Here is a 25,233-nt window from a genome sequence, read left to right on the forward strand (position 1 = left end):
CGAATTCCAAAGGTCACCTATTCGGTGACCTTTTTTACTATTCAGAATGCACATTTCCGTACTCAAAGATGATCTTTTCATACACAAACACCTAATTAGTGCCCTTTTCTGTTTCAAATCAAAATAATTTTCTGTTTTCTTCTTTAATGTGGTTGTCAGGTATAGCCTTCAAAGGTATAAATAGGCTGTTGTCACCAAGTAACCGTTTCGTTACCAATGGTTTTTCGCCCCCTTCAATTAACATGGATGAAGAATATGTTTGAGAAAGTTGTTGCAGCACCCGCTGATCCTATCCTCGGTCTAACAGAAGAGTTTAAAAAAGACGCTCGCGCTGAAAAGATCAACCTAGGTGTTGGTATCTACAAGAATGAGCAAGGTGAAACCCCTGTTCTAGCGACCGTAAAGAAAGCGGAAGCAGCACTTTTAGAAACAGAGAAAACCAAATCTTACCTAACGATTGAAGGTACAGCGGAATATGGCCTAGCAGTACAAAAGCTGCTGTTCGGTGCAGATGCTGAGATCGTTACTGGAAAACGTGCAAAAACAGCCCAAGCTCCGGGTGGTACTGGTGCACTTCGTGTTGCAGGTGAATTCATCAAGCGCCAACTTGGCGAGGTGAAAATCTGGATCAGTAACCCAACGTGGGCTAACCACAACGGCGTATTCAGCGCTGCAGGTATCGAAACTGCGCAATACCGTTACTACGATGCAGAAAGCAAAGACAAAGATTTCGCTGGCATGGTTGCTGACCTAGAGCAAGCATCTGCAGGCGACATCGTTCTACTGCACGGCTGCTGTCACAACCCAACAGGTATCGATCCAACAAGTGACGAGTGGGAGCAACTAGCTAAGCTTGTTGCAGACAAAGGTCTTATCCCTCTATTTGACTTCGCATACCAAGGCTTCGCTAAAGGTGTTGAGGAAGATGCGCAAGGTCTACGTACATTTGCTAAGTACAACACAGAAATTCTAGTCGCTAGCTCATTCTCGAAAAACTTCGGTCTCTACAACGAGCGTGTGGGTGCATTCACACTGGTTGCGGCATCAGAAGAGATCGCAACAACAGCTTTCTCTCAAGTGAAGAGCATCATTCGCTCTATCTACTCTAATCCACCAGCACACGGCTCAGCAGTTGTTACTTACATCCTAAATGATGCTTCACTTCGAGCAGAGTGGGAGCAAGAAGTAGCAGAAATGCGTGACCGTATCCAAGATATGCGCGAGTTGTTCGTGGAGACACTAAAAGCAGAAGGCGTTGATGCAGACTTTAGCTTTATCGAGCGCCAAAACGGCATGTTCTCTTTCTCTGGCCTAAGTAAAGAGCAAGTAAACCGTCTGAAAGAAGAGTTTGCTATCTACATCGTTGGCTCTGGCCGCATCAGTGTTGCTGGCATGACGAAATCGAACATGGGACCGCTATGTAAAGGTATCGCTGCGGTACTTTAATGTCCTAATATCAAAATATTAACTCAAAGGTCAGTGCAAGCTGACCTTTTTGGTTTCAGCGTGTAGTATTAACAGATACTCCATTTGATAAGGCTCGTCATGGACGCTGAACTGATTGAAATCCAGAACTTTCTGGCCTCTCATCCCCCTTTCGATGAACTCCCTGAAGAAACGCTGATACATGTCTCCCAGCAAATCGAGATTGGCTACTATCGCGAAGATACCCCGATCATTCATTTTGGTGACGATATTCAAGATCTCTATATGGTGCGTAGCGGCGTTGTCGAAATCTATCGCCGTAAAGGTGAGCTGTATAACCGAATTGATGAAGGCGACCTATTTGGTCAGATGGGCCTACTTACCAACAACAAAGTACGCTTTCCTGCTAAAGCCGTTGAAGACACCTTGGTGTACTGTATTCCGGCTGAAGTTTTTCAGGAGCTTTATGATGGCTTTGACTCCTTCGCTGACTTTGTGGAAGTAGAAGATACGGTTCGATTGCGCCAAACTGTCTCGAATAATGAGAACACCAACGACCTTACAACATCAAAAGTTCGAACCCTTTTGACCCGAGACGCACCGACTATTGAGCGTAGCAGTAGTATCCAAAATGCTGCTCGCGTCATGGCGGATGAGCAAGTGTCATCACTACTGATCATCGACCCTGAAATTGTCGAAAGTGACGAAGATGACTCCTCTCCTGTTGTCGGTATTATTACCGATAGAGACTTATGTACACGCGTTCTTGCGGAAAACCTAGATCCACAAGACGAAGTCTCCAGCGTCATGTCCACTGACGTCATTTCATTGGATCACAACGCGTACGTTTACGAAGCGATGCTCACCATGCTTCGTTATAACGTCCATCATCTACCAGTGCTTAAAAACAAAAAGCCGCTGGGGATCATCGAAACCACCGATATTGTTCGTTACGAATCGCAAAACTCACTGTTGTTGGTAAGCAGTATATTCCAGCAACAGTCCATTGAAGAACTCAAAGCCCTGTCTGAGCAGGTCCGTGACAGTTTCGTACGTTTGGTTAATGAAGATGCCAACGCCCATATGGTTGGCACCGCGATGTCGGTGATTGGACGCAGCTTTAAGCAGCGGATCATTGAACTTGCAGAAGAAAAGTTAGGCCAAGCGCCAATCCCATACTGCTTCTTGGCTCTAGGCTCAATGGGGCGTGATGAGCAGCTTGTGGTAACCGATCAAGACAACGCCATTATCCTTGACGACAGCTATAACAAAGACAAACATGGAAAATACTTTGAAGCCTTCTCCAAGTTCATCTGTGATGGCTTGGCAGACTGCGGTTACACCTACTGCACTGGCGATATCATGGCGACCAATCCAGAGTGGCGAATGACTCGCAAAGAGTGGGAAGCCTGTTTTGCTGATTGGATTGACGATCCAAACCCGAAAGCGCTACTCAATGCCTCCATCTTCTTCGATTTGGATGGCGTATACGGCAAACTCAAATGGGCAGAGCAGCTCAACAGTTTCATCGTCAGGCGCGCAAGACGTAACAACCGATTCCTAGCCTGTTTGGCTCGTAATGCGCTTAACCGTAAACCGCCTCTTGGCTTCTTTAAAGATTTCGTAATGGAGAAGGATGGCCGTCACAACAACTCTATTAACCTAAAACGACGCGGCACAGCGCCTTTGGTTGACCTTATCCGTGTGCATGCCCTAGCGGTTGGCTCGCGCTCAACCAACTCTTTCGAGCGTCTAGATGACATCCACGAGGCAGGCATTTTACCTAAGGGTCGCGCACGTGATCTTAAAGATGCCCTTGAGTTTATCTCTATGGTACGCATCTCCCACCAAGCGCTCGACGTCGAGCAAGGCATCGAGCCAGACAACAACGTCGAGCCAGAGAACTTGTCCGACTTTGAAAGACGTAACCTTAAAGATGCGTTCCAAATTTTAAGTAACGGTCAGAACTTCCTGAAGTTCCGCTACCAAGCCAGTAATAACTTTAAGTAGGTCATATGATAAAAAAACTCCTTAAAGCTCCGGCAGTGCAGTGGAATAGTAAGTTCGAGCAACTGAGCGAGCGTGCCAAAGATGAACGCATCAAGGCCTTCTACGCAGCTGGATTGCCTTCACCAGATACACCACTAAAGGACGTCCCTTTTGTGGCAGTAGATTTCGAGACAACCGGCTTAAATCCAGAGAAAGATGGCATTCTATCCATAGGACTGGTGCCGTTTACTCTGTCTCGAGTCAAGCTCAATCAAGCCGCCCATTGGACAGTAAGACCAAAAGCTAAGCTCGATGAAGAATCCGTCGTGATCCACGGTATTACTCACAATGACTTGATTGATGCGCCAACATTGAACGAGATATTGGCCGACGTGCTCAACGCATTAGCTGGAAAAGTCATCGTGGTGCATTACCGCCCCATTGAACGCGGCTTTCTAAACTGTGCTTTGAAGAAAATGCTCGGCGAAGGTATTGAGTTCCCAGTTATCGATACCATGCAGGTAGAATCAGACTATCAAGAGAAATTAACGGCGGGCATACTCAATAAGCTCAAAGGTAAACGAGCGGATTCGGTACGTTTAGGTCAAACCCGTCGTCGCTATGGGTTGCCAGACTATCCACCTCATCACGCTCTGATGGACGCAGTCGCAACAGCAGAGCTGCTTCAGGCGCAGATGGCCTATCAGGACAATGAAACCAAAGTACTTGGAGACTATTGGCTTTAACGCCTCGTTCTTGCCTTGAGTTTTGGGATGGAGTTAGTTAAAACAAATCTTGCTGCGGACTTGCTTCCTCTTCGAGAACCTTATTTGGCACAGGGACTTGACCCTGTGCTAGCTTGCGACGATATCGCTGTCGACAGAGTTTAATAATATACAGCTGCTGTGCCGACGTGTAAGAAAGCCAATTAAAGCGCTCTTCCCGCTTACGCATGCATCCTTGGCAATAACCTTTTTCATCAACCGTACAAACACGCACACAAGGACTTGGCACGGTAAAAAACTCAAGCTGTTCCATTCACACCCCTTGCGATAACATCCACTTTGTTCCCTTGAGCCCCCAGACTCATACACTAGGATAAGCTCATAAAGTCAGAATAATCTGAATTATGAGTCATTAGCCTCACTTGCAATATGGATATACAATTACTTCCACATCCTTGGTTGAAATCCCACTATACTAAAGATAACCTACTCCTGACAAAAAACAGTGTTTTATTAGTTACGCTGGTCAGCAATTTCATTTAGTTGGAGCATTAAATATGAAGATTTTTTCTAAGAAGGTACTCGCAGCAGTTGCGCTTCCAGTTCTTATGACGGCTTGCGCCGCAAACGATGCAAAACAGGAGGAGCCAATGAAAGCCGTTACCGCTCAGGATCTTCAGCACCATAACTGGAATCTGGTTCAAATTGATGGCAACCCAATTCAAATCGAAGAGCCAAACCAAGCACCACGCCTAGAGATCGGCGAAAAAATGACAGCGAACGGCAACGCAGGTTGTAATAACTTCTTCGGTCAAGGTGAGTTGAAAGACGGTCAGTTCCGCATTGAAAAAATGGGTATGACGATGAAAATGTGTCCAGGCGCGGCAATGGACATCGAAAGAACGGTATCTCAAACTCTTTCAGACTGGAGTGAAATCACCGTTACTCAAAATGGTCTAGAGCTTAAAGGCCAAGCGCATACGCTAACATTCGAGCTAAAAGACTGGGTAAACTAATACCACGCACAGTCTTTAATACAGTCTCGTCCTAAAATACGTAGTCTTCAAGGCCTAGCTTCATGCGAGGCCTTTTTCATGGTCATTTCCTTACCTCGCCTTTCAAGAATCGGTTTTACCTATTAGTAGAATAACCACATCCAGTTATCTCTGCCGGAGCAAACCACGTATCTTACGAACATATTAAACCGCTATATTAAACCAACTGAGATTACCTATGACCACCAAAGCACTCATTGTCGAGGGAGGCGCCATGCGCGGCATTTTTGCAGCAGGCGTACTCGACGCATTTCTAGAGCAAGACTATCGCCCTTATGACTTTGTTCTCGGCGTTTCTGCGGGCGCTTCTAATCTGTTGAGTTATTTAGGCAACGCACCAACTCGAAGCTATCAAGTCATCTCCGAATTGGCGACCAGCAAACAGTTCTACAACCCACGCCGATTCGTTTCTGGTGACCATTTGGTCGATGTTAAATGGCTCTATGAGGAATCTAACCGCCGATTTCCTTTAGATCAGGAGCGAGTGTTTACATCGGTGCCTTTCATCGCTGCGGCGACCAATGTAGCCACTGGGCGTCCCGATTACTACGAAATCACGCCAGACAATATCGCCAAAGCCATTGAAGCCACCGCTTCACTCCCTCTTGCCTACAAAGAGACACCTTGTTTTGATGGCGGTTGCTACACCGATGGCGGCGTAGCCGATTCGATTCCAGTTCGTGAAGCTTATCGCCGCGGAGCGAGAGATATTACTGTGATTTTGTCGCACCCATTAAGCTATGAAATGCCAAAGCCTAAAGCAGGCTGGCTAATGAAAAAGTTATTCGCGAAACATCCAAATATTGGGCTAGCGCTGGCAAAACGCGCTGAAAACTATAATGACTCACTACAGTCTATTAAAAATCCACCCAAAAATTGCGTGGTTCGAGTCATCACCCCACCCGAGGACTTTCCTGTGCAGCGCTTAACGATGAAAAAAGCTCTACTCGATAAAGGCTATGAGATGGGCGTGGAAGAAGGGCGAAGCCATGTAAATCATCTGACAGGTAAGCTCGAATATCAGCAAGAAGAATGTCATTTTTGCTAATAAGGAATGAGTAAGTATGTAATTATAGTGACTCACCCACTATAAATAGGAAGTTTTCTTGATGCGTAAATCTGATAAGAAGATCGACAATCTAATCAGAGAAGTGTTGACCGAAGTTTGTGAAAATACACTAAAAAGCTACGAGGGTTTTCTTTGGGTGACTCACAAGGTTAAATTTCCATCCTTCCCACAGAGCTTACAAATTATCTGTGTATTTGAATCGAACCAAGATAGAGCAAACTTCTTGATGAGCGATGGCCAGCAGCATGTCTCTACCAGCATCCAAATGGCGTTTAATCAGGTTGGTGTGCAGCTAAAGAACGTGAGTAAGCAAATTAGTTACGAAATACGTTAAAAGTGGAAAACACGTTAGCCAACATAACTCAAAAGCTAAAGTTGACGCCTTTCCTCCGCAGGAAGAAAATTAGTCACTGTGAGCGATAGAAGCGCAAATCTAAAGAGCAACAATGCCTTTCAACACCAACCTTCTTTTATTGCGATAAAAATAGCACTCATTGAGTGCTATTTTTACTATTTGAACAGCAATACCTTCAAGGCAGCATCCGGCTCTACATCCGCAAACTCTTCAGGGTTTGGTAAACGTTCGACAAAACTCAACTGCGGCGCTTCCTCTGCCATACTTTCAATAAGAAAGTCCGGCGTGACCGCTGGTGAGTTCACACACGCCATTACTTCCCCATTGGGTGTCAGCAGCTCATTCAAACGTCTTAAGATCTTCTTATAGTCTTTGGTTAACGCAAAACTGCCCTTTTGGAATGACGGCGGATCAATCACGACAATGTCATACGGGCCATACTTTTTGATTTTCCCCCATGACTTAAAAATGTCGTGGGCAAGAAAGCTCACTTGGCTCATATCGTGATTGTTCAGGCGGTGATTGTCGCGCCCTTTGTTGAGTGATGAACGCGCCATATCAACGTTGACCACATGTTCCGCGCCACCAGCTATCGCGGCTACCGAAAAACCACAAGTGTAGGCAAATAAGTTAAGAACACGCTTACCTTCCGCTTTGGACTTCACCCATTCACGACCATTTCGCATATCAAGAAATAGTCCGAAATTTTGGTTACGACCAATATCGAGTTGATACTGGCAACCTAACTCTTCAACCACAGGTTTGCTATCGAGTTCACCCCACAGCACTTCTGACGGCGCTCCGTCGCTGTATCGGTGCTGCAAAACTATCGCTTTGCCTTGTGCCTTTTCCCATATGGTTGAAGCCGCTAGCGCCATTAAACCATGTTGCAATGTCGTTATGAACATCTCGTCGACAGGCTTAAACAAGTTCACCAGCAGCTGATTAGCCGCCCAGTCACAAGTTAATTGCTCCAAACCTGGGAAGCACTTACCTCGGCCATGAAATAAACGGCGAACCTCGGTTGGTGCAGATGCCAAAGCGGTCTCAACCTGTTCGAAAAACACGCCTAATTTGTCGGCCTGCATCACTTGACCTTGTGGCTCTTGATTCTCTTGTGGCTCTTGATTGTCTTGTAATGAGGTCATTTCTTCGGCCATACTAACTCCCACGGTTTAGACCATTGCTCGATTGCACAATTCAAAGCTGCGCTGTTCCATTTTCTACCAAGATCAAAGTTTCTTGGATCGCAGATAAACTCATATTCTTGCTCAAATAGGGTAAAGCGCAATGCAAAAGCATGAAGATAGCCACGATCATACCCAGCGCTCTGCGCATAGATAGGATCACCAACAATCGCTGAACCTACCGATTTGAGTGCTACGCGGATTTGGTGGGTTTTTCCTGTCAATGGGCGACATAAAAATGCGCGCTCTCCCTCTTCACCCGCTAGGGAAAAGAACTGCGTCACTGCCGGGTTATTCTTACTTGCCACTAACTTCCATGACGCACGGCGAGAGCGCTCCATGTCTCCTGAGATGGTACCCTGCTTTTTCTTCGGTTTTTTATTGCCGATAGCTAGGTAGAACTTGTCCATTTGACGCTGCTGAAACAGCTGCGAAAACTCAGCAGCCACCTCTGAGCGTTTAGCAAGGATCAGCAAACCCGAGGTCATTTTGTCGAGGCGATGCACTAAAAACAGCTGCGGACAACCAAGGGTGGTCGCAACCTCTTGCACCAACATGGTATCCCCATCATCTTTGTGAACACTGACACCCGGGTGCTTGTTGATGACTACGAAATCATCATTTTCAAACTGAATATCGAACATGAAAGGCGTAACTTTGAAAGGTTTGGCTCGGATGATACACAAAAGCTGCCCGAAGAGCAGCTTTTGGTTTTCTTATACTCTGTTATCAGAAGAAAGGATAAGCAAAGACGATAAGGATTGCCGCAGGGCATATAAACTTCACATACCAAGGCCATACTTTCCAAAACCAGCCTTGTTCTATCTCAGGGTTGCCTTGCTTTATTTCCTCAAGTAGCGAATTTCGGCTCCAAATCCAACCGATAACCACTGCCCACACAACACCAAGTAACGGCTGCATATATACAGTTGAAGCAGTCGCTACTAAATCAAACAGAGCGTTAAAGTTAGCCGCGATGATTGCGCTGCATAGCAAAATAGCGCCACCCAGTATCATGGTCGCTTTATTGCGCGACATCTTGGCTTCTTCTTGAAGACATGACACAGGAACTTCTAACATCGCAATCGAAGAGGTCAACGCGGCAATAACCATTAATGCAAAGAATGCGATGCCGATGAGTTCACCAGCAAGTCCCATTGAGTCAAATAGTGCAGGCAACACTACAAATACTAGGTTACCCGAGCTGATAAGCTCACCAAGCTCATTGAAAATCTGTACGCCATTTTCTTTAGCAACAAACATAGCAGGAAGAATCAGCAAGCCCGCCATAAATGCGACACCAGTATCGATAATCGCTACCTGTCCTGCCGTCTTAGGGATATTGATGTCTTTGCTCAGGTATGAGCCGTAAACCATCATTGCACCCACGCCCAGCGACAACGAGAAGAACGCTTGTCCCATTGCATTAACAACAAGGCTCGCATTCAAGTGGCTCCATCTCGGCACTAGATACATTTCCAGCCCATCCATCGCGCCATCTTTTGTAAAGATGTAGCCAATCAACGTAATGAAGAGCACAAACAATACAGGCATTAGGCGAGATGACCACTTCTCGATACCATCGGACACGCCACGCTTAACAACAAATACCGTCATCAAGATGAACAGTACTGTCAAGCTCACATTGCGAGCGGTGCCAAACGTCACTAACCATTCAGCCACATCGTGGAGCCCAATCACTTCTGCAACAGGTTCAAGACCAAAACCAATAAGCCACCCCGCCAGAATGGCATAGAAACTCAGGATCATAGATGCAGTGAGCAGAGCAATCACACCAAACACGGTAGCAACCGGTTTATTTTTCACCCAAATTTTGCGAAGCGATGCAATCGGGTTGGATTGACCATATCGACCTATGGTCAACTCAGCGATCAACATTGGAAACGCCAGTAGCGCCATCATAAAAAGATAAACTAGCAAAAATGCTGCGCCACCATTGGTCGCTGTCTGTGTTGGAAAGCCCCACACATTACCTAAACCTACTGCGCTTCCCGCGGCAGCCATAATAAAACCAAATCGGGAAGTGAATTGTCCTCTATCGGAACTTGTCATTGTTTCGTACCAAATCGTCGCCTAGCGACGTAAATTTGAGAGTGACTTTCCGTGATACAAATAGCAACGCAAACCATCGCTTACTAGCGACCATTGTTCCTTGCGCGAAGTCTTTGCGACTCCCAAACTATAACTGTAAATTATTATGTACAGTGTAATTTTATCGGGAGCTTTGCGAATGGGTGGCAAGTAAAACAGGTAATATTTACAATTGGAAGCCCAAAACTGTCATCTGACGATTTTCCACTCTATTTATCTATAGTTCGTTTAATTAGCCATCACATGTCAACGCCTTAAGTTTATATACCCATACTTTGTACTGCCTTCCTTATATCGCACATCGCGTCACTTCACGTTCGTTAACACTTAATGCTCACAGCAGTGACTTGTTGTATTTGACAGACAGTTAACTATTCCAAATACTTGATTCTGAGATTATTATTTCCAAAACTGTCTTTCTATCGAGGCTCAATGGACAAGGTCTATCACTTTCTAACACTCGCAGGCATTGGTTTGTATTGGATACTCGTTGCCGGTGTGACATTGCGGGTCGTGCTCAAACGGCGCGCAGTCAGTGTTTCTCTTGCATGGCTAATGGTGATTTATATCATTCCAGTGGTCGGCGTGATTTGCTATTTCATGTTTGGTGAGCTTAACCTTGGCCGTAAACGCGCTGAACGCGCTCGCGTCATGTTTAAGCCCTTTGAAGAGTGGTTCTTTGAACTAAACCATTGTAATGCTCACGTACCCGACAATATGGGTACACACATTTCTAAGATCGATAACTTGTGCAATAAGCGCATGGGTATTCCCGCTTTGTGTGGCAATGAGCTGCAGTTGCAAACCACCCCACAAGAAATCCTGCTGTCAGTCATTGATGATATTGAAAACGCCAAACACAGCATCCGGATGGTATTCTACATTTGGCATCCGGGTGGTTTGGCGGACTCCGTCGCCGCTGCGCTTATCCAAGCAGCAAAGCGCGGAGTGGATGTCAAAGTCCTGCTTGATTCCGCAGGCAGTCCAACCTTTTTCCGCAGCCATTGGGCAACCATGATGCGAGATGGCGGTATTGAGTTAGTTGAAGGGCTTGAGGTTTCACCATGGCGTATTTTCTTGCGCCGTTTAGACTTGAGGCAACACCGCAAGATCATCGTTGTTGATGACGAGATTGCCTATACTGGCTCAATGAATATGGTTGATCCCGCCTACTTCAAGCAAAGCTCAGGCGTTGGTCAATGGATTGATATTATGGTTCGCATTGAAGGACCTACCGTCAATGTACTTTCTGCGATTCACTGCTGGGACTGGGAAGTGGAAACCGGCGATCGCCAACTGCCCTTGCAGCCAGAGTGTCAAATCGATATCCCTGAAGATTCTAAACCGGTTCAAGTGGTGCCTTCGGGTCCGGGGATGCCAGACCAATTGATCGGTCAGGTGCTAACCATCGCCATGCATCAAGCTGAAAAATCCGTGCGCATCACCACGCCTTATTTCGTGCCAAGCGCAGACTTACTTGAAACCATTAAAACCACGGCGCAGCGTGGCGTCAACGTTGAACTAGTGATACCCAAAAACAACGATTCTATGATGGTGAAATGGGCATCACGTGCCTTCTACACAGAACTGTTGTCCTCGGGCGTAAAAATTCATGAGTTTGATGGTGGGCTTTTGCACACCAAGTCAGTCGTGATTGATGAACTGTTTTGCTTAGTGGGCACCGTCAATATGGATATGCGCAGCTTATGGCTCAACTTCGAAGTGACACTCGCAGTCGAAGACCCTGCCTTCACAACCGAAATGCATCAATTGCAAAGCCATTACATAGAAAACTCTGAGTTAGTCGACTACAACAAATGGAAGCAGCGCAGTATTTATCACCGTTTCTTTGAACGATTGTTCTATTTGTTCAACCCACTGCTCTGATCATAAGGATGGATGAAGGCCAAAGACTTGCAACTCTTTGGCCTTCATGGTTTATTGCTATTATCTAAGCATTAATCTCAAACTCATTGCAGTTTGAATACAGACAGGGATCCTTAATGTCAGAAAGCAAAACCACCAAATTCGTCACTGCTGGCCGCGATAAAAAGTGGACAAACGGCGTCGTGAACCCGCCAGTACAGCGCGCCTCTACCGTTGTATTTGATACGGTAGCGGAAAAACACCACGCTACCGTCAACCGCGCCAACAAAACCCTGTTTTATGGTCGTCGTGGCACCAACACGCATTTTGCTTTCCAAGATGCGATGACAGAAATCGAAGGCGGTGTTGGCTGTGCGCTCTACCCATGTGGCACAGCGGCTATCTCTAATGCGATTCTTGCCTTTGTCGAGACCGGCGATCATATTCTCATGGTCGACACTTGCTACGAGCCTACTCGTGACTTCTGTGACAGCATCATGAAGAAAATGGGTGTAGAGACCACCTACTATGACCCAATGATTGGCCAAGGCATCAAAGATCTAATCCAACCGAACACTAAAATTTTGTTCCTAGAGTCCCCGGGCTCTATCACCATGGAAGTGCAAGACGTTCCGGGTATGGCAAAGATTGCCCACGAGCACGACGTAATAGTAATGCTTGATAACACTTGGGGCGCAGGCGTCAACTTCTCGCCATTTGAGCACGGTGTCGACATTTCAATTCAGGCAGCGACTAAGTACATCGTAGGTCACTCAGATGTAATGCTAGGTACCGCTGTCACGCACGAGAAGTACTGGGATCAACTTCGCGAGCAGAGCTACCTTATGGGTCAGTGTGTTTCACCAGATGATGCTTATCTTGGCCTTCGTGGCATCCGCACTCTGGATGTGAGACTTCGTCAACATGCCGAAAACAGCTTAAAGGTCGCTGAGTGGCTAGCAACACGCCCAGAGGTGGATCATGTACGCCATCCTGCCCTTGAAACCTGCCCGGGCAGTGAATACTTCCAGCGTGATTTTACTGGCGGAAACGGCTTATTCTCATTTGTACTCAAAACAAGCTACCCACGTGCCACGACTGCACTACTAGATGGCATGAAACACTTTAGCATGGGTTACTCTTGGGGCGGTTTTGAAAGCCTAATCCTTGCAAATGAGCCAAAGAGCTTTAACTCATTGCGCACCGTTGCTAATCCAAACTTTGAAGGCACTCTAATTCGTCTTCACATCGGTTTGGAAAGTGTCGAGGATTTGATTGAAGATCTAAAAGCCGGTTTTGAGCGCTATAATTCGGTTATCCAAGAGAAAACCGTTACTCAATAAACGTTGTTTTAATGGCTTTCAGATTGAAAGCCATTTTTTTAACTAAAGGAAATCAGAATGAGACTTAAAGCCGACGTCGCTATCTTAGATATTCTCGGGCATTTGTTAATTTGGTTGATATTAAGCTTCATCACTTTTGGTATCGCGCTATTCTTTTTCCCCTACTCCTTCTCCAAGTTTATTCTTAACCGCACCTATGTCATTGATGACATAGGAAGAGAGCGTAAGATGGATTGCGATATTGATTTATTCAGCGACCTAGGCCACGTGCTATTGTGGTTTGTGATTTCGATACTGACGTTAGGTATTGGCTACATTTTCTATTTCTATCGCGTTTGGAACTATGCACTGAACAACACGCGCGTAGACTAACCTTATTTTGAAAAGCTCAAAAGGCAGAGTTTCTTCTGCCTTTTTTCATTAGTAATAGTTCACAGTTGGGTCAACACATTGATAGATTTCCCCAATACTCGCATCCTTTGGTAGTTGGGAAACGGCTTTTTCTACTGCATCGAACTCTGTTGCATCGCAGGTTATAAGCTGTTGGCAAAGTGACGCCAAAAATCACAATTGTTTTCATTTTCCACCCTCTTGATAATGCGAACAATTTACATCATCATCGAGACAAATCTATAATCTGCATCAAACAACACGCCTTTGAGCTCAATTCCATCCATGCTAAGGTAATAAATCAGATATGGACTCGTCGTTTAGGATACTCGCTATGAACTCCCCATCCCCCATTCTCTATTATGTTTACGACCCAATGTGTTCGTGGTGTTGGGGCTACAAGCCGACTTGGGAGGCCATCCGCACATCGCTGAGCGACAAAGTGGAAGTCCGTTATGTATTAGGTGGGTTGGCGGAAGATACAGATGTACCTATGCCTATTCCGATGCGAACTCAAATCGCCGAGTATTGGCGTAAAATCGAGAGCTACTTAGGTACCGAATTTAATCATGACTTTTGGACACTCAACGAACCGAGACGCGCTACCTACCCGGCATGCCGAGCTATTATCGCAGCACGCGCTCAAGGTGCTGAATTAGCGATGAACGAGGCTATACAGAAGGCCTACTACCTTGAAGCGAAAAACCCGAGTGATAATTCTGTACTTGTAGAAGTCGCGACCAACGTTGGTCTAGATGTTGATCGCTTCGAGAGAGATCTCACTTCCGCGGAAACACATCAAGGCTTGCTAGAAGAGATTGCTTTCGCCCGCAGCATCGGCGGCAACAGCTTTCCTTCACTATTCTTGTCGAAAGGAAACAACATTCTAGAGTTACCCATCGACTACCAGCGTCCTGAGGTCACCGTGTCACAGGTACGTGCACTGGATACTTCTAGCTAATCATTAATTCTCTTAGCGCATCAGTCGTGTATTTGCTGTTTTATCGTTGTGTCATGTATACACTTATTCACGTCTATTATTTGATGAGTCAGATTATTTCTTCTCCTAACCGTTTCACCAACAAGAAAGCGTCTAATGACCAAAACCCAGTTTATTGCGCATTTTTTGCGTTTGAATCGCACCTCTTATTTGCTCGCGATTGTATTCATTTTCCTCGTTAATTGGTTGCAAGTTGAGATCCCTCGCTACATTCAGTTAGCGATCGATCTACTTGATGGCATCAACAACGAAAGCTACGGCCAGTTGCAGTATTACGTCTCCATAGTTGTGGTAATGGCCATTGCGATGATCATTACGCGTATCCTCTCGCGTATATATGGCCTCAATCCGGGGCGAATTACCGAAGCAGAGCTCAAGAACATTCTTCTTAAAAAACTCAATCGTCTCCCCCATGAATTTCACAGCAAGTTTGCCTCGGGACACCTTATCTCTATCGTTAATAATGACTTGATGGGGATTCGACTGATGTTTGGCGTGGGATTCTTACAGCTGTTTAATACCCTATTAGCGCTGTCATTAACCCCACTATGGATGTGGCGCATTTCACCTGAACTGACCTTGTATTCTGTGATTCCAATTATCGTTGCTTTTGTGATTTTTCGTATCGGCTTTACCAAGATGAAAGACCTGCATATGGAACAGATGCGCCGCCTACAAAAGTATTCTTCGGAGCTTATGAGCTACCTATCTGCGATTGATTTGATCAAGAGTCAGCAGATGGGGACTTGGGTTCAAGCTGAAACCGATGCATTGAACAAAAAGCTGCTTAATTGCCAAATGAAGCTAACCCGCATTCAAGTGTTCTACATGCCCGTATTGGATTACGCCAACAGCGTCATGAAGATCCTTATTTTAGGTCTTGGTGGTTATATGTTGATGCAGCAAGAGCTGACTCTAGGCAAAATCACCGCATTTCTCACCTACTCTGTCCTGCTCTCAATTCCCCTAATGGCACTGGGGCGTATTGCGACAATTTATCAGCGTGGCATGGTTGGTATCACCAGCTGTCAAACCATCTTAAACGCTGAAGTGCCCGAAGTTGATACCCAAGCTTTGCCAGCAGAAACACTTAATACACTCAAAGGACAAACCTTCTCGGTTCGCAATCTCACCTACCGTTATTCGGAAAATGATGCGCCCATCCTTGATGATATTAGTTTCGACATTCCGCCGGGTAAAAAAGTCGGTGTGTTAGGCAGTATTGGCGCTGGCAAAACCACCTTGGTGAACTGTCTTAATCACCATCTGGATGTGCCTACTAACTCAGTATTCCTCGGGGAACGCGACATCACCGGTTTCTCACGAAATGATTTAAGGCGCTTTGTAAAAACCATTACTCAAGATCCGTATTTGTTCTCGGCAACCATCACCGAAAACATCAAGTTCGGTAGCGGAAATAACACCATCAGCGACCAAGACGTTCAAGACGTTTTGGATCTGAGTCAACTCGCTGGCGACGTTGAGCGCTTTGAGCAAAAAGCGCAAACCGTGGTGGGCGAAAAAGGCGTCATGCTCTCCGGTGGGCAGAAGCAGCGCTTGAGTATTGCAAGGGCGCTGCTAGAGCCTTGTGATCTACTTATTATGGACAATGTGCTCTCGGCCGTGGATTACGAAACAGAAAGAAAAATACTCGAAGGTCTGTTTGCTCGCTTGGAGCACCAATCAGTACTTGTAGTCTCTCATCGCGTGAATGCCTTGGAATATATGGATGAGATCATCGTGCTTAACCAAGGTAAAGTGCTCGCCAAAGGTGACCATGCAACACTTTTGAAAACCTGTGATTACTACAAAGAGACTTGGCTATTGCAGCAAACGGAAACGGAGGCAACCCCATGCTAAAAGGGTTAGATGTAAAATACCTCAAGCACTTCTTTCAATTTGCTCAACCTTATCGACGCACGGCATGGATCGGTGTGGCTATGCTGCCGCTTTCCATCGCCTGCAGTTTGCTGTTTCCTTGGCTGATTATCCAAGTGATCGATGGCTACCTATCCCACGGTAATGTTGATGGATTGATCACCCCTATCCTCTATCTGGTCGCCGTGCTGATTGTCAGCTACATCGTCGATACCACCTATGCCTACAACTTGCGTAAAACCGGTCAATACACCATTGCCGATATACGCTCTGTGTTGGTATCTCGAGTGCTTAAACTGCCACGCAGTTATTTCGATATCACGCCAATTGGTATCACGCTGTCACGATTAACCAGCGATCTGGAGACCATTGGTGATTCGTTTGTTCAGGCCGTGGTGGGACTCGTCAGAGACAGCTTAAATACCATCGCACTGTTGATCATGATGCTGATTATCGATTGGAAGCTGACGATGGTGGTATTGGTGGTGATGCCACCTGTGATTTACTTGACGGTCTATGTACGTAATCGCCTGCGTCAAATGCATCAGATTACGCGCTCTGCCCTCGCAAGAGGTATTGGATACTTACAAGAAGTACTACTCGGAGTGAAAACGGTGCAACTGTATCGCGCCGAAAAGGAAGTCGAGACCAAGTACCAAAGCTACACCGATGAGTTTTTGGCCGCGCAGATGAAAGTCAACAAATACGACGCGATCCTGTTTGCGTTTATCTCCGGCGTCACCTCAATAACCATCGCCTTGATGATTTGGTTTGGCTCTGGGCAAGTACTTGAAGCCTCGCTGACATTGGGCGTGTTGATTGCGTTTATCAATACCCTTGAGAAAGTGTTCATTCCAATTCGTGATTTCACCTCGCAGATCGCCTCTATCCAAAGCTCTTTTGCCGCTTTTGACCATATTGAGGAGCTTTTTGTAGAACCGCTTGAAGAAGAAGGACATACACTGCGACCAAGTGATGAGATCAAGCCAAAGCTCGCAGAGTTCCAAAGCTTAGAGTTTCGCAATGTCAGCTTTAGGTACAAACAGGATGGGCCGTATGTGCTCAACGAGGTGTCTTTTACCCTCAGTAAAGGCCATCAGGTTGCACTGGTGGGCTCTACAGGTTCTGGTAAATCAACCATCATGCGTTTGATCACTAAGACCTATCGCGACTATGAAGGCAGCATTTTGCTTAATGGTATTGAGCTATCACATATCGCGGCAGAAGACTGTGCGCACCTGTTCTCGATGATGATGCAGGATGTTCACCTGTTTGAGCAGAGCATCGATTTCAATATTGCACTTGGGAAACAAGGCGTTGACCGCGAGCAAGTCATCGAGGCAGCACGCTACGTGTATGCCGATCGCTTTATTGATCAACTCCCAAATAATTACGACTTCAAACTCGACAAAAATGCCGCAAACCTTTCAGTTGGACAAACGCAGTTAATATCGTTTGCCCGGGCTATCGCGCAAGGTGGGCAAATCATGATGCTTGATGAGGCAACCAGCTCAGTCGATTCCATTACAGAAGATTTAATCCAAAAAGCGATGGGGCGTTTGTATCAAGACAAAACCGTCATCGCCATTGCGCATCGCCTGAGTACCATTAAACACTCTGACATTATTCTTGTACTCGACAAGGGCGAAATTGTCGAACGTGGAAATCACCAGCAACTCATCGAATTTAATGGGCTATACGCAAATCTGCTAAGTGAATCGAAAGGTGACAGCCTAGAGAAAAAAACGTAAGTAATATGTAATCCAATTCCGATGATGTCATTAGTTCCATTTACCTTTACTAATGACATCATTAATAACACTCATCATTCCCATGACAGTTATGCCAGCTTTGGTTATTCCACTTCATAATTTGTTTTAAATATTTCATGTCTGTGTAAAAATAGCCGCCAATCCTCTAGGATCCCCCCCAAAAAAATATACGTGCAATCTTCTAAATTTAAGGAGTATTTATGAGATTGATGGATTCGATCGCTAAGAAGCTAGTGCTGGCGATCGCCACTATTATGGTAACGATATCGATATTCGCTTCCTATTTTATTGTTAATCAGCGCTCCGCTTCTGTAGAAAGTCAAGTGACTCAGGAAGTTCAGTTAGTCACTGAAAAAACCGTACGCTCCATTCACGAGTTCTTTCGCGAGCGCTCACGCGTGGTCACAACCTTGGCAGAAAACCCGTTTATTAACAACTGGTTTGCCAACTATACTCAGCGGGGCTCTAACATAGATAGCGACCCTACCTATCAGTCCATTGTTGATACCTTTCAGTCTATTTCCAAACACGATCCGCTGATAAAATCGGTATTTTACGCCCCAGCCAATACTCATGAATACTTCGATCTCAACGGCCGTTATAACAACCTTGACTATTACACTACCAAGCGACCTTGGTGGTTTGAAGCACTAGAAAAAGACCGTCTTTTCATTACAAAACCACAAATTGATGCTAACGATAAAAGTATTGTTACTTCAATTAAAACTACGGTGAAAGATAATAAGCAGCAACTTATTGGTGTGTTGGGAATTGATATTCTAGGGACAGAAATCAAGCAAGGCTTGATAGATAAAATGCGCTATCAAGGCGTTGGTACTGGCTTTTTAATTGCTTCTGATGGTGGCATTATCGCATTTAACGATACGCAAAACCGTATTGACATGTCGACACTGCCAACTCTAGCCGACATTGACAAAGTGTTTGCCAATACCTCTGGATTTGCCGAACTTCAAAATCAAGTCAGCCGCCAACTACAAACCATTGGCTCTGTATCATTTAACGGTAAGCCGCACCTGGTATTTGTGGAAGCCGTTACTGATCCAAGTCTCGAACTTGATTGGCGTGTTGGCTTCATGGTGCCAGAAAGCTTAATTACCGAGCCAATTCAAGCCACTTTCTGGGGAACAGTCACGGTGATTCTATTGGTGCTGATCATCAGCGGCATCGCCATGTTGCTCATCATTAATCGTTTCTTAACTAAGCCTTTAAACAATGTTGTCACCGCGATGGACAATATCGCTGTAGGCGAAGGCGATCTAACACAACGTTTGGAATACCAACACGATGATGAGCTAGGCAAACTGAGTCGCTCGTTTAACATCTTTGTCAACGATATCCAGCAAACCACACAGCTTAGCCTTCGAACCACTGAGCAAGTCACTAACGATGCGATTGAACTGCATCGTATCGCTGAGCACTTTGGCAACACCATTGGCCGTCAAAAGAGCTACATTGAGCAAATCGCCACCGCTTCGACAGAGATGTCACAAACGATCAGTGGCATTGCGGACAATGCCCAGACAGCGCAACAACATGCTTCAGATGCGTCAACAAATTCTCAGCAGAGCCAAACACTGACTTTTGATGCAAGCAATCTGATGAATGACATCTACCAAGATGTCTCGAAGTCAGAAGAAGTGGTTGCCGTTCTTAATGACAATGCTACCGCCATTACCAGTGTGCTTGAAGTGATTAAAGGTGTCGCGGAGCAGACAAACCTACTCGCGCTCAACGCCGCGATTGAAGCCGCTCGTGCAGGTGAACAAGGGCGTGGGTTTGCGGTCGTTGCTGACGAAGTTCGCACCCTAGCCCAGCGCACTCAAGAGTCGACTGTGGATATTGAAGGCATCATCGCCACACTGCAAAACTCTGCGGCTAACGCGGTAGATTCATTGCGCATTGGCCGCTCAAAAACCGAGCAAGGTGTGGATATGATTGCTGAAGTCGACAATAAGCTCCGTGAAATTCATCAAACGATGGAAATGATCGACTCTCAATCTCAAGAAATCGCATCGATGGTGAATGAGCAAGCCATTGCTTCCGGTGAAATCAGTCAGCAGACCGTATCTGTGGATCAGCTGGCCGAAGACAGCGTCGCAGACACAAGCAAGATGCTAAGCAAAATCGACAAGCAACTTGAAATGGTGGAAGAGCTTAAGAAGACGATTGGGAAGTTTAAGGTGAGCTAAAACTTCTTCGATGAAGATTCAGAAGGGGCTCGTTTGAGCCCTTTTTCTATAGACAAGGTACTCTAATTCTCTTGCTCGTTCTCGTGGATCCTTCTAATCAGCTTAGCGGGTGTGCCACCATAGAGCGAATCAGGCGGTACGTCACCATTAACAACTGAGTTTGCCGCAATCACCGAACGTGCACCAATTGTGACACCTTGGTTGATTACCACATTACCACCAATCCACACATCATCTTCGACGGTAATCGGTGAGCACTGTGTCGCCCATTCGCGACGCTTTAGGTAGTTTAAATCGTGACTAGCGCAATAAAACTGCGTATTGGGGCCAATCAACACGTTATTGCCAATGGTAATTTTTGCGCCATCGAGCATGGTGACATTCATGTTGAGGAAGGTTTTCTTTCCAATCGAAATGGTTTTACCAAACTCACAATAGAATGGGGAGCGAATAATACTCGAAGCATCCATACTTCCCATCAGTTGCTGGAATAGCTCGGCACGTTGCCCATCATTAGTATTTTGATTGATGTTCCTGAGTAGATCCGCTGCGTTTTGACGGATTTGGTCAATGCTCTCTGAGCCTCCATCAAATTCTTCGCCAGCAAGCATCTTTTCGAATTCGGTCATTTTATCTCTCACGATCTATCTGCGAAGTTTTAGAATCGCGTATCCAACACTCACAGCAATTAGCACAGCACCAAAGAATCCCATCAATAAGTAGGCTTGAACTGGTAAATCCATTTAACCACCTTTCACTTTCGAATTGAGTAAACAAATATCTATATATGAACTCTATGACATGATTATCAACCGTAGGTTGTCTAATATCAAACCACTTTTAAAGCTCTTCACTCTAGTTATGTCTTCAAAAACGTTAGCTTCTGACTCTTAAGTGATTTGCACAAAGAAATATAGGCGAAAAAAAACCTGCCAGATAGCAGGTTTTCTATCATTCGAGTATAAGATTACTCTTCAGAAGCGTCGTCCGCTGCCGGTGCGTCAGGAGTATCGGTTGCTGCAGCATCTGCTACCGCGCCTTCGGTACCCTCTTCACCTTCAACTTCCGCTAACTCTTCCACTTCATCGATGCGCTGTAGACCGACTACAGACTCATCAGAAGCAGTGCGGATTAGCGTTACGCCTTGAGTGTTACGACCGACTTGGCTCACCTCTGCAACGCGAGTACGTACTAACGTACCTGCATCGGTGATCATCATCATCTCGTCGCCTTCTTCAACTTGGACTGCGCCAACAACTGGACCGTTTCGCTCAGAGACTTTGATTGAAACCACACCTTGCGTTGCACGACCCTTAGTTGGGTACTCTTCAAGCTCAGTACGCTTACCGTAACCGTTTTGCGTCACGGTTAGAATGTCGCCTTCGTTTGCAGGAACAATCAGAGACACAACTTGGTCATCATCTGCTAGCTTCATACCGCGAACACCTGCCGCTGTACGTCCCATTGCACGGACTTTGTCTTCGCTAAAGCGAACCACTTTGCCCTGCTTCGAGAACAGCATCACGTCGCTGTCGCCATTGGTAATATCAACACCGATTAGCGAGTCATCGTCACGTAGGTTCACAGCAATTAGGCCGTTAGCACGTACGTTAGAGAACTGGTCTAGTGATGTCTTCTTCACAGTACCGTCACCAGTTGCCATAAAGATGTACTTGTCAGCGCTGAACTCAGACACTGGCAGGATAGCCGTGATACGCTCACCTTCTTCTAGTGGAAGAATGTTAACGATAGGCTTACCACGCGCTGTACGGCTCGCTTGTGGCAATTGATATACTTTCAGACGGTAAGTCTTACCGCGAGTTGAGAAGCACAGGATGTTGTCGTGAGTATTCGCAACAAGCAGACGCTCGATGTAATCCTCTTCCTTCATCTTAGTTGCACTCTTACCTTTACCACCACGACGCTGAGCTTCGTAGTCGCTTAGGTATTGATACTTAACGTAACCTTCATGAGACAGCGTAACTACAACGTCTTCACGAGCGATCAGCTCTTCCATATCAATGTCATGAACAGCGGCAGTAATTTCACTGCGACGCTCGTCACCGTAAGTCGCTTGAACTTCTTCTAGCTCTTCGGTGATCACTTCCATCAAGCGCTCTGTGCTTGCAAGGATGTGCATTAATTCTGCAATCTCTTCTAGAAGTGCCTTGTACTCATCTAGGATCTTCTCGTGCTCTAGACCGGTTAGGCGGTGTAGGCGAAGTTCTAGAATCGCTTGAGCTTGTTGCTCAGTTAGGTAGTACAGACCGTCACGGATGCCGTATTCGTCTTCTAGCCAGTCTGGGCGAGCTGCATCAGTACCCGCACGCTCTAGCATTGATGCTACGCTGCCTAGTTCCCAACCACGAGAAACCAGACCAACTTTTGCTTCTGCTGGTGTTGGTGCGTTTTTGATAAGTTCGATAACTTCATCGATGTTCGCTAGTGCTAGAGATAGAGCCTCAAGGATGTGAGCGCGATCTCGTGCTTTACGAAGTTCGAAGATAGTACGACGAGTCACTACCTCACGGCGGTGATCAACGAAGCACTTCAGCATGTCCTTAAGGTTGAACAGCTGTGGCTGACCGTTGTTTAGGGCAACCATGTTGATGCCGAACGTAGTTTGCAGCTGAGTCTGTGAGTACAGGTTGTTTAGAACCACTTCACCGACTGCATCACGCTTACATTCGATAACAATGCGCATACCGTCTTTATCAGACTCATCACGTAGTGCGCTGATGCCTTCTACTTTCTTATCTTTAACCAGCTCAGCAATCTTCTCGATTAGGCGAGCTTTGTTCACTTGATAAGGGATTTCAGAAACAATAATGGTTTCTCTACCATTCTTGTCTTCTTCGATCTCAGCTTTCGAACGCATATAGACCTTACCACGACCCGTTTTATAAGCATCGATGATGCCTTTACGGCCACTGATCAGTGCCGCTGTTGGGAAGTCTGGGCCCGGAATGTAATCCATGAGCTCATCAATCGTGATGTCTTCATTTTTAATGAAAGCCAAACAGCCATCGATAACTTCCGTCAAGTTATGCGGTGGAATGTTAGTTGCCATACCTACAGCGATACCAGAGGAACCGTTTACTAGTAGGTTAGGAATCTTCGTTGGCAGAACCGCTGGGATTTGCTCTGTTCCGTCATAGTTAGGAACATAGTCAACGGTTTCTTTGTCTAGGTCTGCTAACAGCTCATGAGCGATTTTAGCCATGCGGACTTCGGTATAACGCATTGCCGCCGCTGAATCGCCGTCAATGGAACCGAAGTTACCTTGACCATCTACCAACATGTAGCGAAGCGAGAACGGCTGAGCCATACGAACAATAGTGTCGTAGACAGCACTATCACCGTGTGGGTGATATTTACCGATTACGTCGCCGACAACACGGGCAGACTTTTTATATGGTTTATTCCAATCATTACCTAGTACATTCATCGCGAACAGAACGCGGCGGTGTACAGGTTTTAGGCCATCACGCACATCTGGAAGAGCACGACCCACGATGACTGACATCGCGTAGTCGAGATATGAGCCTCTCAGCTCATCTTCAATGTTTACGGGCGTGATCTCTTTAGCTAGATCGCTCATAGAGCCAATATCCCTCTATATTTTGATCGTATATTGATACGTATAAGGTGACAAAATATAACACAAGAATAGTGGGTTCGGCATCACTTTCCCTGCCCTTTTATCAGGTTGTGACCTTGGTTGTGATTCAAACGTCCACAATTTGCACATTTTGAATCTATGGCTCTGAAATATGGCGAAAAAACACTCAAAACAATCGCGCTAAGTAAGTCGAAAGCCACAAATGCACCAATTATGCTCACTGGATAGGTTTTCCAAGTTGAAATTACGGTATACTTGCGCCGCATACCGGATTAGAAAAAGGCCGGAGTAGAGAAAGACCGGAACTAATATTCCCGGAACATTGAATTGTCGGAACAGAGAATTGGCATAGATGGACAAGCAGCAGAACGTCGATTTAGACGAAATCAAAAAATTTGAAGATATGGCAAGTCGTTGGTGGGATCTCGAGGGTGAGTTCAAACCTCTGCACCAAATCAACCCACTTCGTCTCAACTATGTACTGGATAATGCAAACGGTTTGTTTGGCAAAAAGGTTCTTGATGTAGGTTGTGGTGGCGGTATCTTGGCAGAGAGCATGGCGAAACAAGGCGCGAACGTCACCGGTTTAGATATGGGCAAAGAGCCATTAGAAGTGGCACGCCTGCATGCGTTAGAAACGGGCACCAAGCTCGACTACGTTCAAAGCACCGTTGAAGATCATGCCGCTGAAAACGCGGGGAAATATGACGTTGTGACCTGTATGGAGATGCTTGAGCACGTGCCAGACCCTGCCTCTGTGATTGCTTCTTGCGCCAAACTCGTCAAGCCGGGTGGTCAAGTGTTCTTCTCTACCCTTAACCGCAATATTCAGTCCTACTTATTTGCGATTGTCGGTGCTGAAAAGCTGCTAAAAATCGTTCCAGACGGCACCCATAGCCACGACAGGTTCATTAAGCCGTCTGAGCTTATTAAGATGATTGACGCTACTGAGTTAGTCGAGAAAGGCATCACTGGCCTCTCTTATAACCCACTCACGGATAGCTATAAGCTTGGCAAACGTGTCGACGTGAATTACATCGTCTATACCGAAAAGCCACTGTAACACTGTATGTGCTTCTGCTAATAAAGCACAACATATAGTATCAGCACCAATATATAGTATCAGCACCAATTTTGCCGCTTCGAGTTTGAACGCAAAATTGGTGCTACAGATTACGTTAATTCTACGCCACAAATCGTTTACAAAAACAAGACACTTTCGTCGATTTTGTATA

At 45.8% G+C, this 25,233-nt stretch carries 20 protein-coding genes; 14 read left to right on the plus strand and 6 right to left on the minus strand.

The genetic code is table 11. The features are described from left to right. Window positions 1–255 precede the first annotated feature (255 nt). From ACJB0T_RS12765 to ACJB0T_RS12775, 3 genes are all read left to right on the plus strand, one after another. Window positions 256–1,446, plus strand: coding sequence for an amino acid aminotransferase (locus ACJB0T_RS12765; protein WP_479289627.1), 1,191 nt, complete (start codon window positions 256–258; stop codon window positions 1,444–1,446). 99 nt (window positions 1,447–1,545) lie between these two features. Beyond that, a complete protein-coding gene (locus ACJB0T_RS12770; RefSeq protein WP_479289625.1) occupies window positions 1,546–3,435 on the plus strand; it encodes a putative nucleotidyltransferase substrate binding domain-containing protein in 1,890 nt (629 codons plus the stop codon). An 8-nt stretch (window positions 3,436–3,443) separates the two neighbouring features. Continuing rightward, a complete protein-coding gene (locus ACJB0T_RS12775; protein ID WP_479292224.1) occupies window positions 3,444–4,160 on the plus strand; it encodes a 3'-5' exonuclease in 717 nt (238 codons plus the stop codon). A 37-nt stretch (window positions 4,161–4,197) separates the two neighbouring features. On the opposite strand, the gene ACJB0T_RS12780 is transcribed toward ACJB0T_RS12775, so the two are convergent. Continuing rightward, complete coding sequence (locus tag ACJB0T_RS12780) at window positions 4,198–4,452, minus strand: DUF1289 domain-containing protein (protein ID WP_479289624.1); 255 nt, start codon at window positions 4,450–4,452, stop codon at window positions 4,198–4,200. A gap of 244 nt (window positions 4,453–4,696) precedes the next feature. Here ACJB0T_RS12780 and ACJB0T_RS12785 point away from each other — a divergent pair, with 244 nt between their 5' ends. The 3 genes from ACJB0T_RS12785 (at window position 4,697) to ACJB0T_RS12795 (ending at window position 6,597) form a co-directional block, all read left to right on the plus strand. Then, the gene (locus tag ACJB0T_RS12785) at window positions 4,697–5,155 is read left to right on the plus strand and encodes an META domain-containing protein (protein ID WP_479289622.1); all 459 of its coding nucleotides are present in this window, start codon (window positions 4,697–4,699) and stop codon (window positions 5,153–5,155) included. A 217-nt stretch (window positions 5,156–5,372) separates the two neighbouring features. Then, window positions 5,373–6,242, plus strand: a complete 870-nt coding sequence (locus ACJB0T_RS12790) for a patatin-like phospholipase family protein (protein WP_479289620.1) — start codon at window positions 5,373–5,375, stop codon at window positions 6,240–6,242. Between the two features lie 61 nt (window positions 6,243–6,303). Then, window positions 6,304–6,597: a Fis family transcriptional regulator gene (locus tag ACJB0T_RS12795; RefSeq protein WP_479289618.1), complete on the plus strand. Its 294-nt coding sequence runs from the start codon at window positions 6,304–6,306 to the stop codon at window positions 6,595–6,597. A gap of 176 nt (window positions 6,598–6,773) precedes the next feature. On the opposite strand, the gene ACJB0T_RS12800 is transcribed toward ACJB0T_RS12795, so the two are convergent. From ACJB0T_RS12800 to ACJB0T_RS12810, 3 genes are all read right to left on the minus strand, one after another. Continuing rightward, a complete protein-coding gene (locus tag ACJB0T_RS12800) occupies window positions 6,774–7,706 on the minus strand; it encodes a class I SAM-dependent methyltransferase (protein ID WP_479292223.1) in 933 nt (310 codons plus the stop codon). A gap of 56 nt (window positions 7,707–7,762) precedes the next feature. Next, entirely contained in the window at window positions 7,763–8,449 is a 687-nt protein-coding gene (locus tag ACJB0T_RS12805) for a TIGR01621 family pseudouridine synthase (protein WP_479289616.1), read from the minus strand. A gap of 85 nt (window positions 8,450–8,534) precedes the next feature. Beyond that, a complete protein-coding gene (locus tag ACJB0T_RS12810) occupies window positions 8,535–9,878 on the minus strand; it encodes a sodium-dependent transporter (protein WP_479289614.1) in 1,344 nt (447 codons plus the stop codon). A gap of 471 nt (window positions 9,879–10,349) precedes the next feature. On the opposite strand from ACJB0T_RS12810, the gene cls reads away from it, so the two are divergent. The 7 genes from cls to ACJB0T_RS12845 all read left to right on the plus strand — a co-directional run bounded on the left by cls (window position 10,350) and on the right by ACJB0T_RS12845 (window position 20,376). After that, window positions 10,350–11,804: a cardiolipin synthase gene (gene cls, locus ACJB0T_RS12815; protein ID WP_479289612.1), complete on the plus strand. Its 1,455-nt coding sequence runs from the start codon at window positions 10,350–10,352 to the stop codon at window positions 11,802–11,804. A gap of 116 nt (window positions 11,805–11,920) precedes the next feature. Next, window positions 11,921–13,126 carry a cystathionine beta-lyase gene (locus ACJB0T_RS12820; protein ID WP_479289610.1) on the plus strand — a complete coding sequence of 402 codons (1,206 nt, stop codon included), beginning with the start codon at window positions 11,921–11,923 and terminating at the stop codon, window positions 13,124–13,126. A 57-nt stretch (window positions 13,127–13,183) separates the two neighbouring features. Continuing rightward, a complete protein-coding gene (locus ACJB0T_RS12825) occupies window positions 13,184–13,498 on the plus strand; it encodes a DUF6693 family protein (protein ID WP_479289608.1) in 315 nt (104 codons plus the stop codon). A gap of 352 nt (window positions 13,499–13,850) precedes the next feature. Then, the gene (locus tag ACJB0T_RS12830) at window positions 13,851–14,477 is read left to right on the plus strand and encodes a DsbA family protein (RefSeq protein WP_479289607.1); all 627 of its coding nucleotides are present in this window, start codon (window positions 13,851–13,853) and stop codon (window positions 14,475–14,477) included. A gap of 135 nt (window positions 14,478–14,612) precedes the next feature. Next, the gene (locus ACJB0T_RS12835; RefSeq protein WP_479289604.1) at window positions 14,613–16,376 is read left to right on the plus strand and encodes an ABC transporter ATP-binding protein; all 1,764 of its coding nucleotides are present in this window, start codon (window positions 14,613–14,615) and stop codon (window positions 16,374–16,376) included. Then, entirely contained in the window at window positions 16,370–18,145 is a 1,776-nt protein-coding gene (locus tag ACJB0T_RS12840) for an ABC transporter ATP-binding protein (protein WP_479289603.1), read from the plus strand. The genes ACJB0T_RS12835 and ACJB0T_RS12840 overlap by 7 nt, the downstream gene beginning before the upstream one ends. A 221-nt stretch (window positions 18,146–18,366) precedes the next feature. Beyond that, entirely contained in the window at window positions 18,367–20,376 is a 2,010-nt protein-coding gene (locus ACJB0T_RS12845) for a methyl-accepting chemotaxis protein (RefSeq protein WP_479289601.1), read from the plus strand. A 62-nt stretch (window positions 20,377–20,438) separates the two neighbouring features. Here the strand turns inward: ACJB0T_RS12845 and ACJB0T_RS12850 are convergent, their stop codons facing one another. Both ACJB0T_RS12850 and gyrA read right to left on the minus strand, forming a co-directional pair. Next, window positions 20,439–21,005, minus strand: a complete 567-nt coding sequence (locus ACJB0T_RS12850) for a sugar O-acetyltransferase (RefSeq protein ID WP_479289599.1) — start codon at window positions 21,003–21,005, stop codon at window positions 20,439–20,441. Between the two features lie 338 nt (window positions 21,006–21,343). Further along, window positions 21,344–23,977, minus strand: a complete 2,634-nt coding sequence (gyrA, locus tag ACJB0T_RS12855; RefSeq protein ID WP_479289597.1) for a DNA topoisomerase (ATP-hydrolyzing) subunit A — start codon at window positions 23,975–23,977, stop codon at window positions 21,344–21,346. Between the two features lie 373 nt (window positions 23,978–24,350). Here gyrA and ubiG point away from each other — a divergent pair, with 373 nt between their 5' ends. Next, window positions 24,351–25,061, plus strand: coding sequence for a bifunctional 2-polyprenyl-6-hydroxyphenol methylase/3-demethylubiquinol 3-O-methyltransferase UbiG (gene ubiG, locus ACJB0T_RS12860; RefSeq protein WP_479289595.1), 711 nt, complete (start codon window positions 24,351–24,353; stop codon window positions 25,059–25,061). Window positions 25,062–25,233: the final 172 nt, after the last annotated feature.

The organism is Vibrio sp. CB1-5, assembly GCF_059412285.1.

Bases quoted from the DNA above. Each gene is read 5' to 3' on its own strand.
- ACJB0T_RS12765 (WP_479289627.1), top strand. From the start codon at position 256: ATGTTTGAGAAAGTTGTTGCAGCACCCGCTGATCCTATCCTCGGTCTA.
- ACJB0T_RS12770 (WP_479289625.1), top strand. From the start codon at position 1,546: ATGGACGCTGAACTGATTGAAATCCAGAACTTTCTGGCCTCTCATCCC.
- ACJB0T_RS12780 (WP_479289624.1), bottom strand. From the start codon at position 4,452: ATGGAACAGCTTGAGTTTTTTACCGTGCCAAGTCCTTGTGTGCGTGTT.
- ACJB0T_RS12785 (WP_479289622.1), top strand. From the start codon at position 4,697: ATGAAGATTTTTTCTAAGAAGGTACTCGCAGCAGTTGCGCTTCCAGTT.
- ACJB0T_RS12790 (WP_479289620.1), top strand. From the start codon at position 5,373: ATGACCACCAAAGCACTCATTGTCGAGGGAGGCGCCATGCGCGGCATT.
- ACJB0T_RS12795 (WP_479289618.1), top strand. From the start codon at position 6,304: ATGCGTAAATCTGATAAGAAGATCGACAATCTAATCAGAGAAGTGTTG.
- ACJB0T_RS12800 (WP_479292223.1), bottom strand. From the start codon at position 7,706: ATGCAGGCCGACAAATTAGGCGTGTTTTTCGAACAGGTTGAGACCGCT.
- ACJB0T_RS12805 (WP_479289616.1), bottom strand. From the start codon at position 8,449: ATGTTCGATATTCAGTTTGAAAATGATGATTTCGTAGTCATCAACAAG.
- ACJB0T_RS12810 (WP_479289614.1), bottom strand. From the start codon at position 9,878: ATGACAAGTTCCGATAGAGGACAATTCACTTCCCGATTTGGTTTTATT.
- cls (WP_479289612.1), top strand. From the start codon at position 10,350: ATGGACAAGGTCTATCACTTTCTAACACTCGCAGGCATTGGTTTGTAT.
- ACJB0T_RS12820 (WP_479289610.1), top strand. From the start codon at position 11,921: ATGTCAGAAAGCAAAACCACCAAATTCGTCACTGCTGGCCGCGATAAA.
- ACJB0T_RS12825 (WP_479289608.1), top strand. From the start codon at position 13,184: ATGAGACTTAAAGCCGACGTCGCTATCTTAGATATTCTCGGGCATTTG.
- ACJB0T_RS12830 (WP_479289607.1), top strand. From the start codon at position 13,851: ATGAACTCCCCATCCCCCATTCTCTATTATGTTTACGACCCAATGTGT.
- ACJB0T_RS12835 (WP_479289604.1), top strand. From the start codon at position 14,613: ATGACCAAAACCCAGTTTATTGCGCATTTTTTGCGTTTGAATCGCACC.
- ACJB0T_RS12840 (WP_479289603.1), top strand. From the start codon at position 16,370: ATGCTAAAAGGGTTAGATGTAAAATACCTCAAGCACTTCTTTCAATTT.
- ACJB0T_RS12845 (WP_479289601.1), top strand. From the start codon at position 18,367: ATGAGATTGATGGATTCGATCGCTAAGAAGCTAGTGCTGGCGATCGCC.
- ACJB0T_RS12850 (WP_479289599.1), bottom strand. From the start codon at position 21,005: ATGACCGAATTCGAAAAGATGCTTGCTGGCGAAGAATTTGATGGAGGC.
- gyrA (WP_479289597.1), bottom strand. From the start codon at position 23,977: ATGAGCGATCTAGCTAAAGAGATCACGCCCGTAAACATTGAAGATGAG.
- ubiG (WP_479289595.1), top strand. From the start codon at position 24,351: ATGGACAAGCAGCAGAACGTCGATTTAGACGAAATCAAAAAATTTGAA.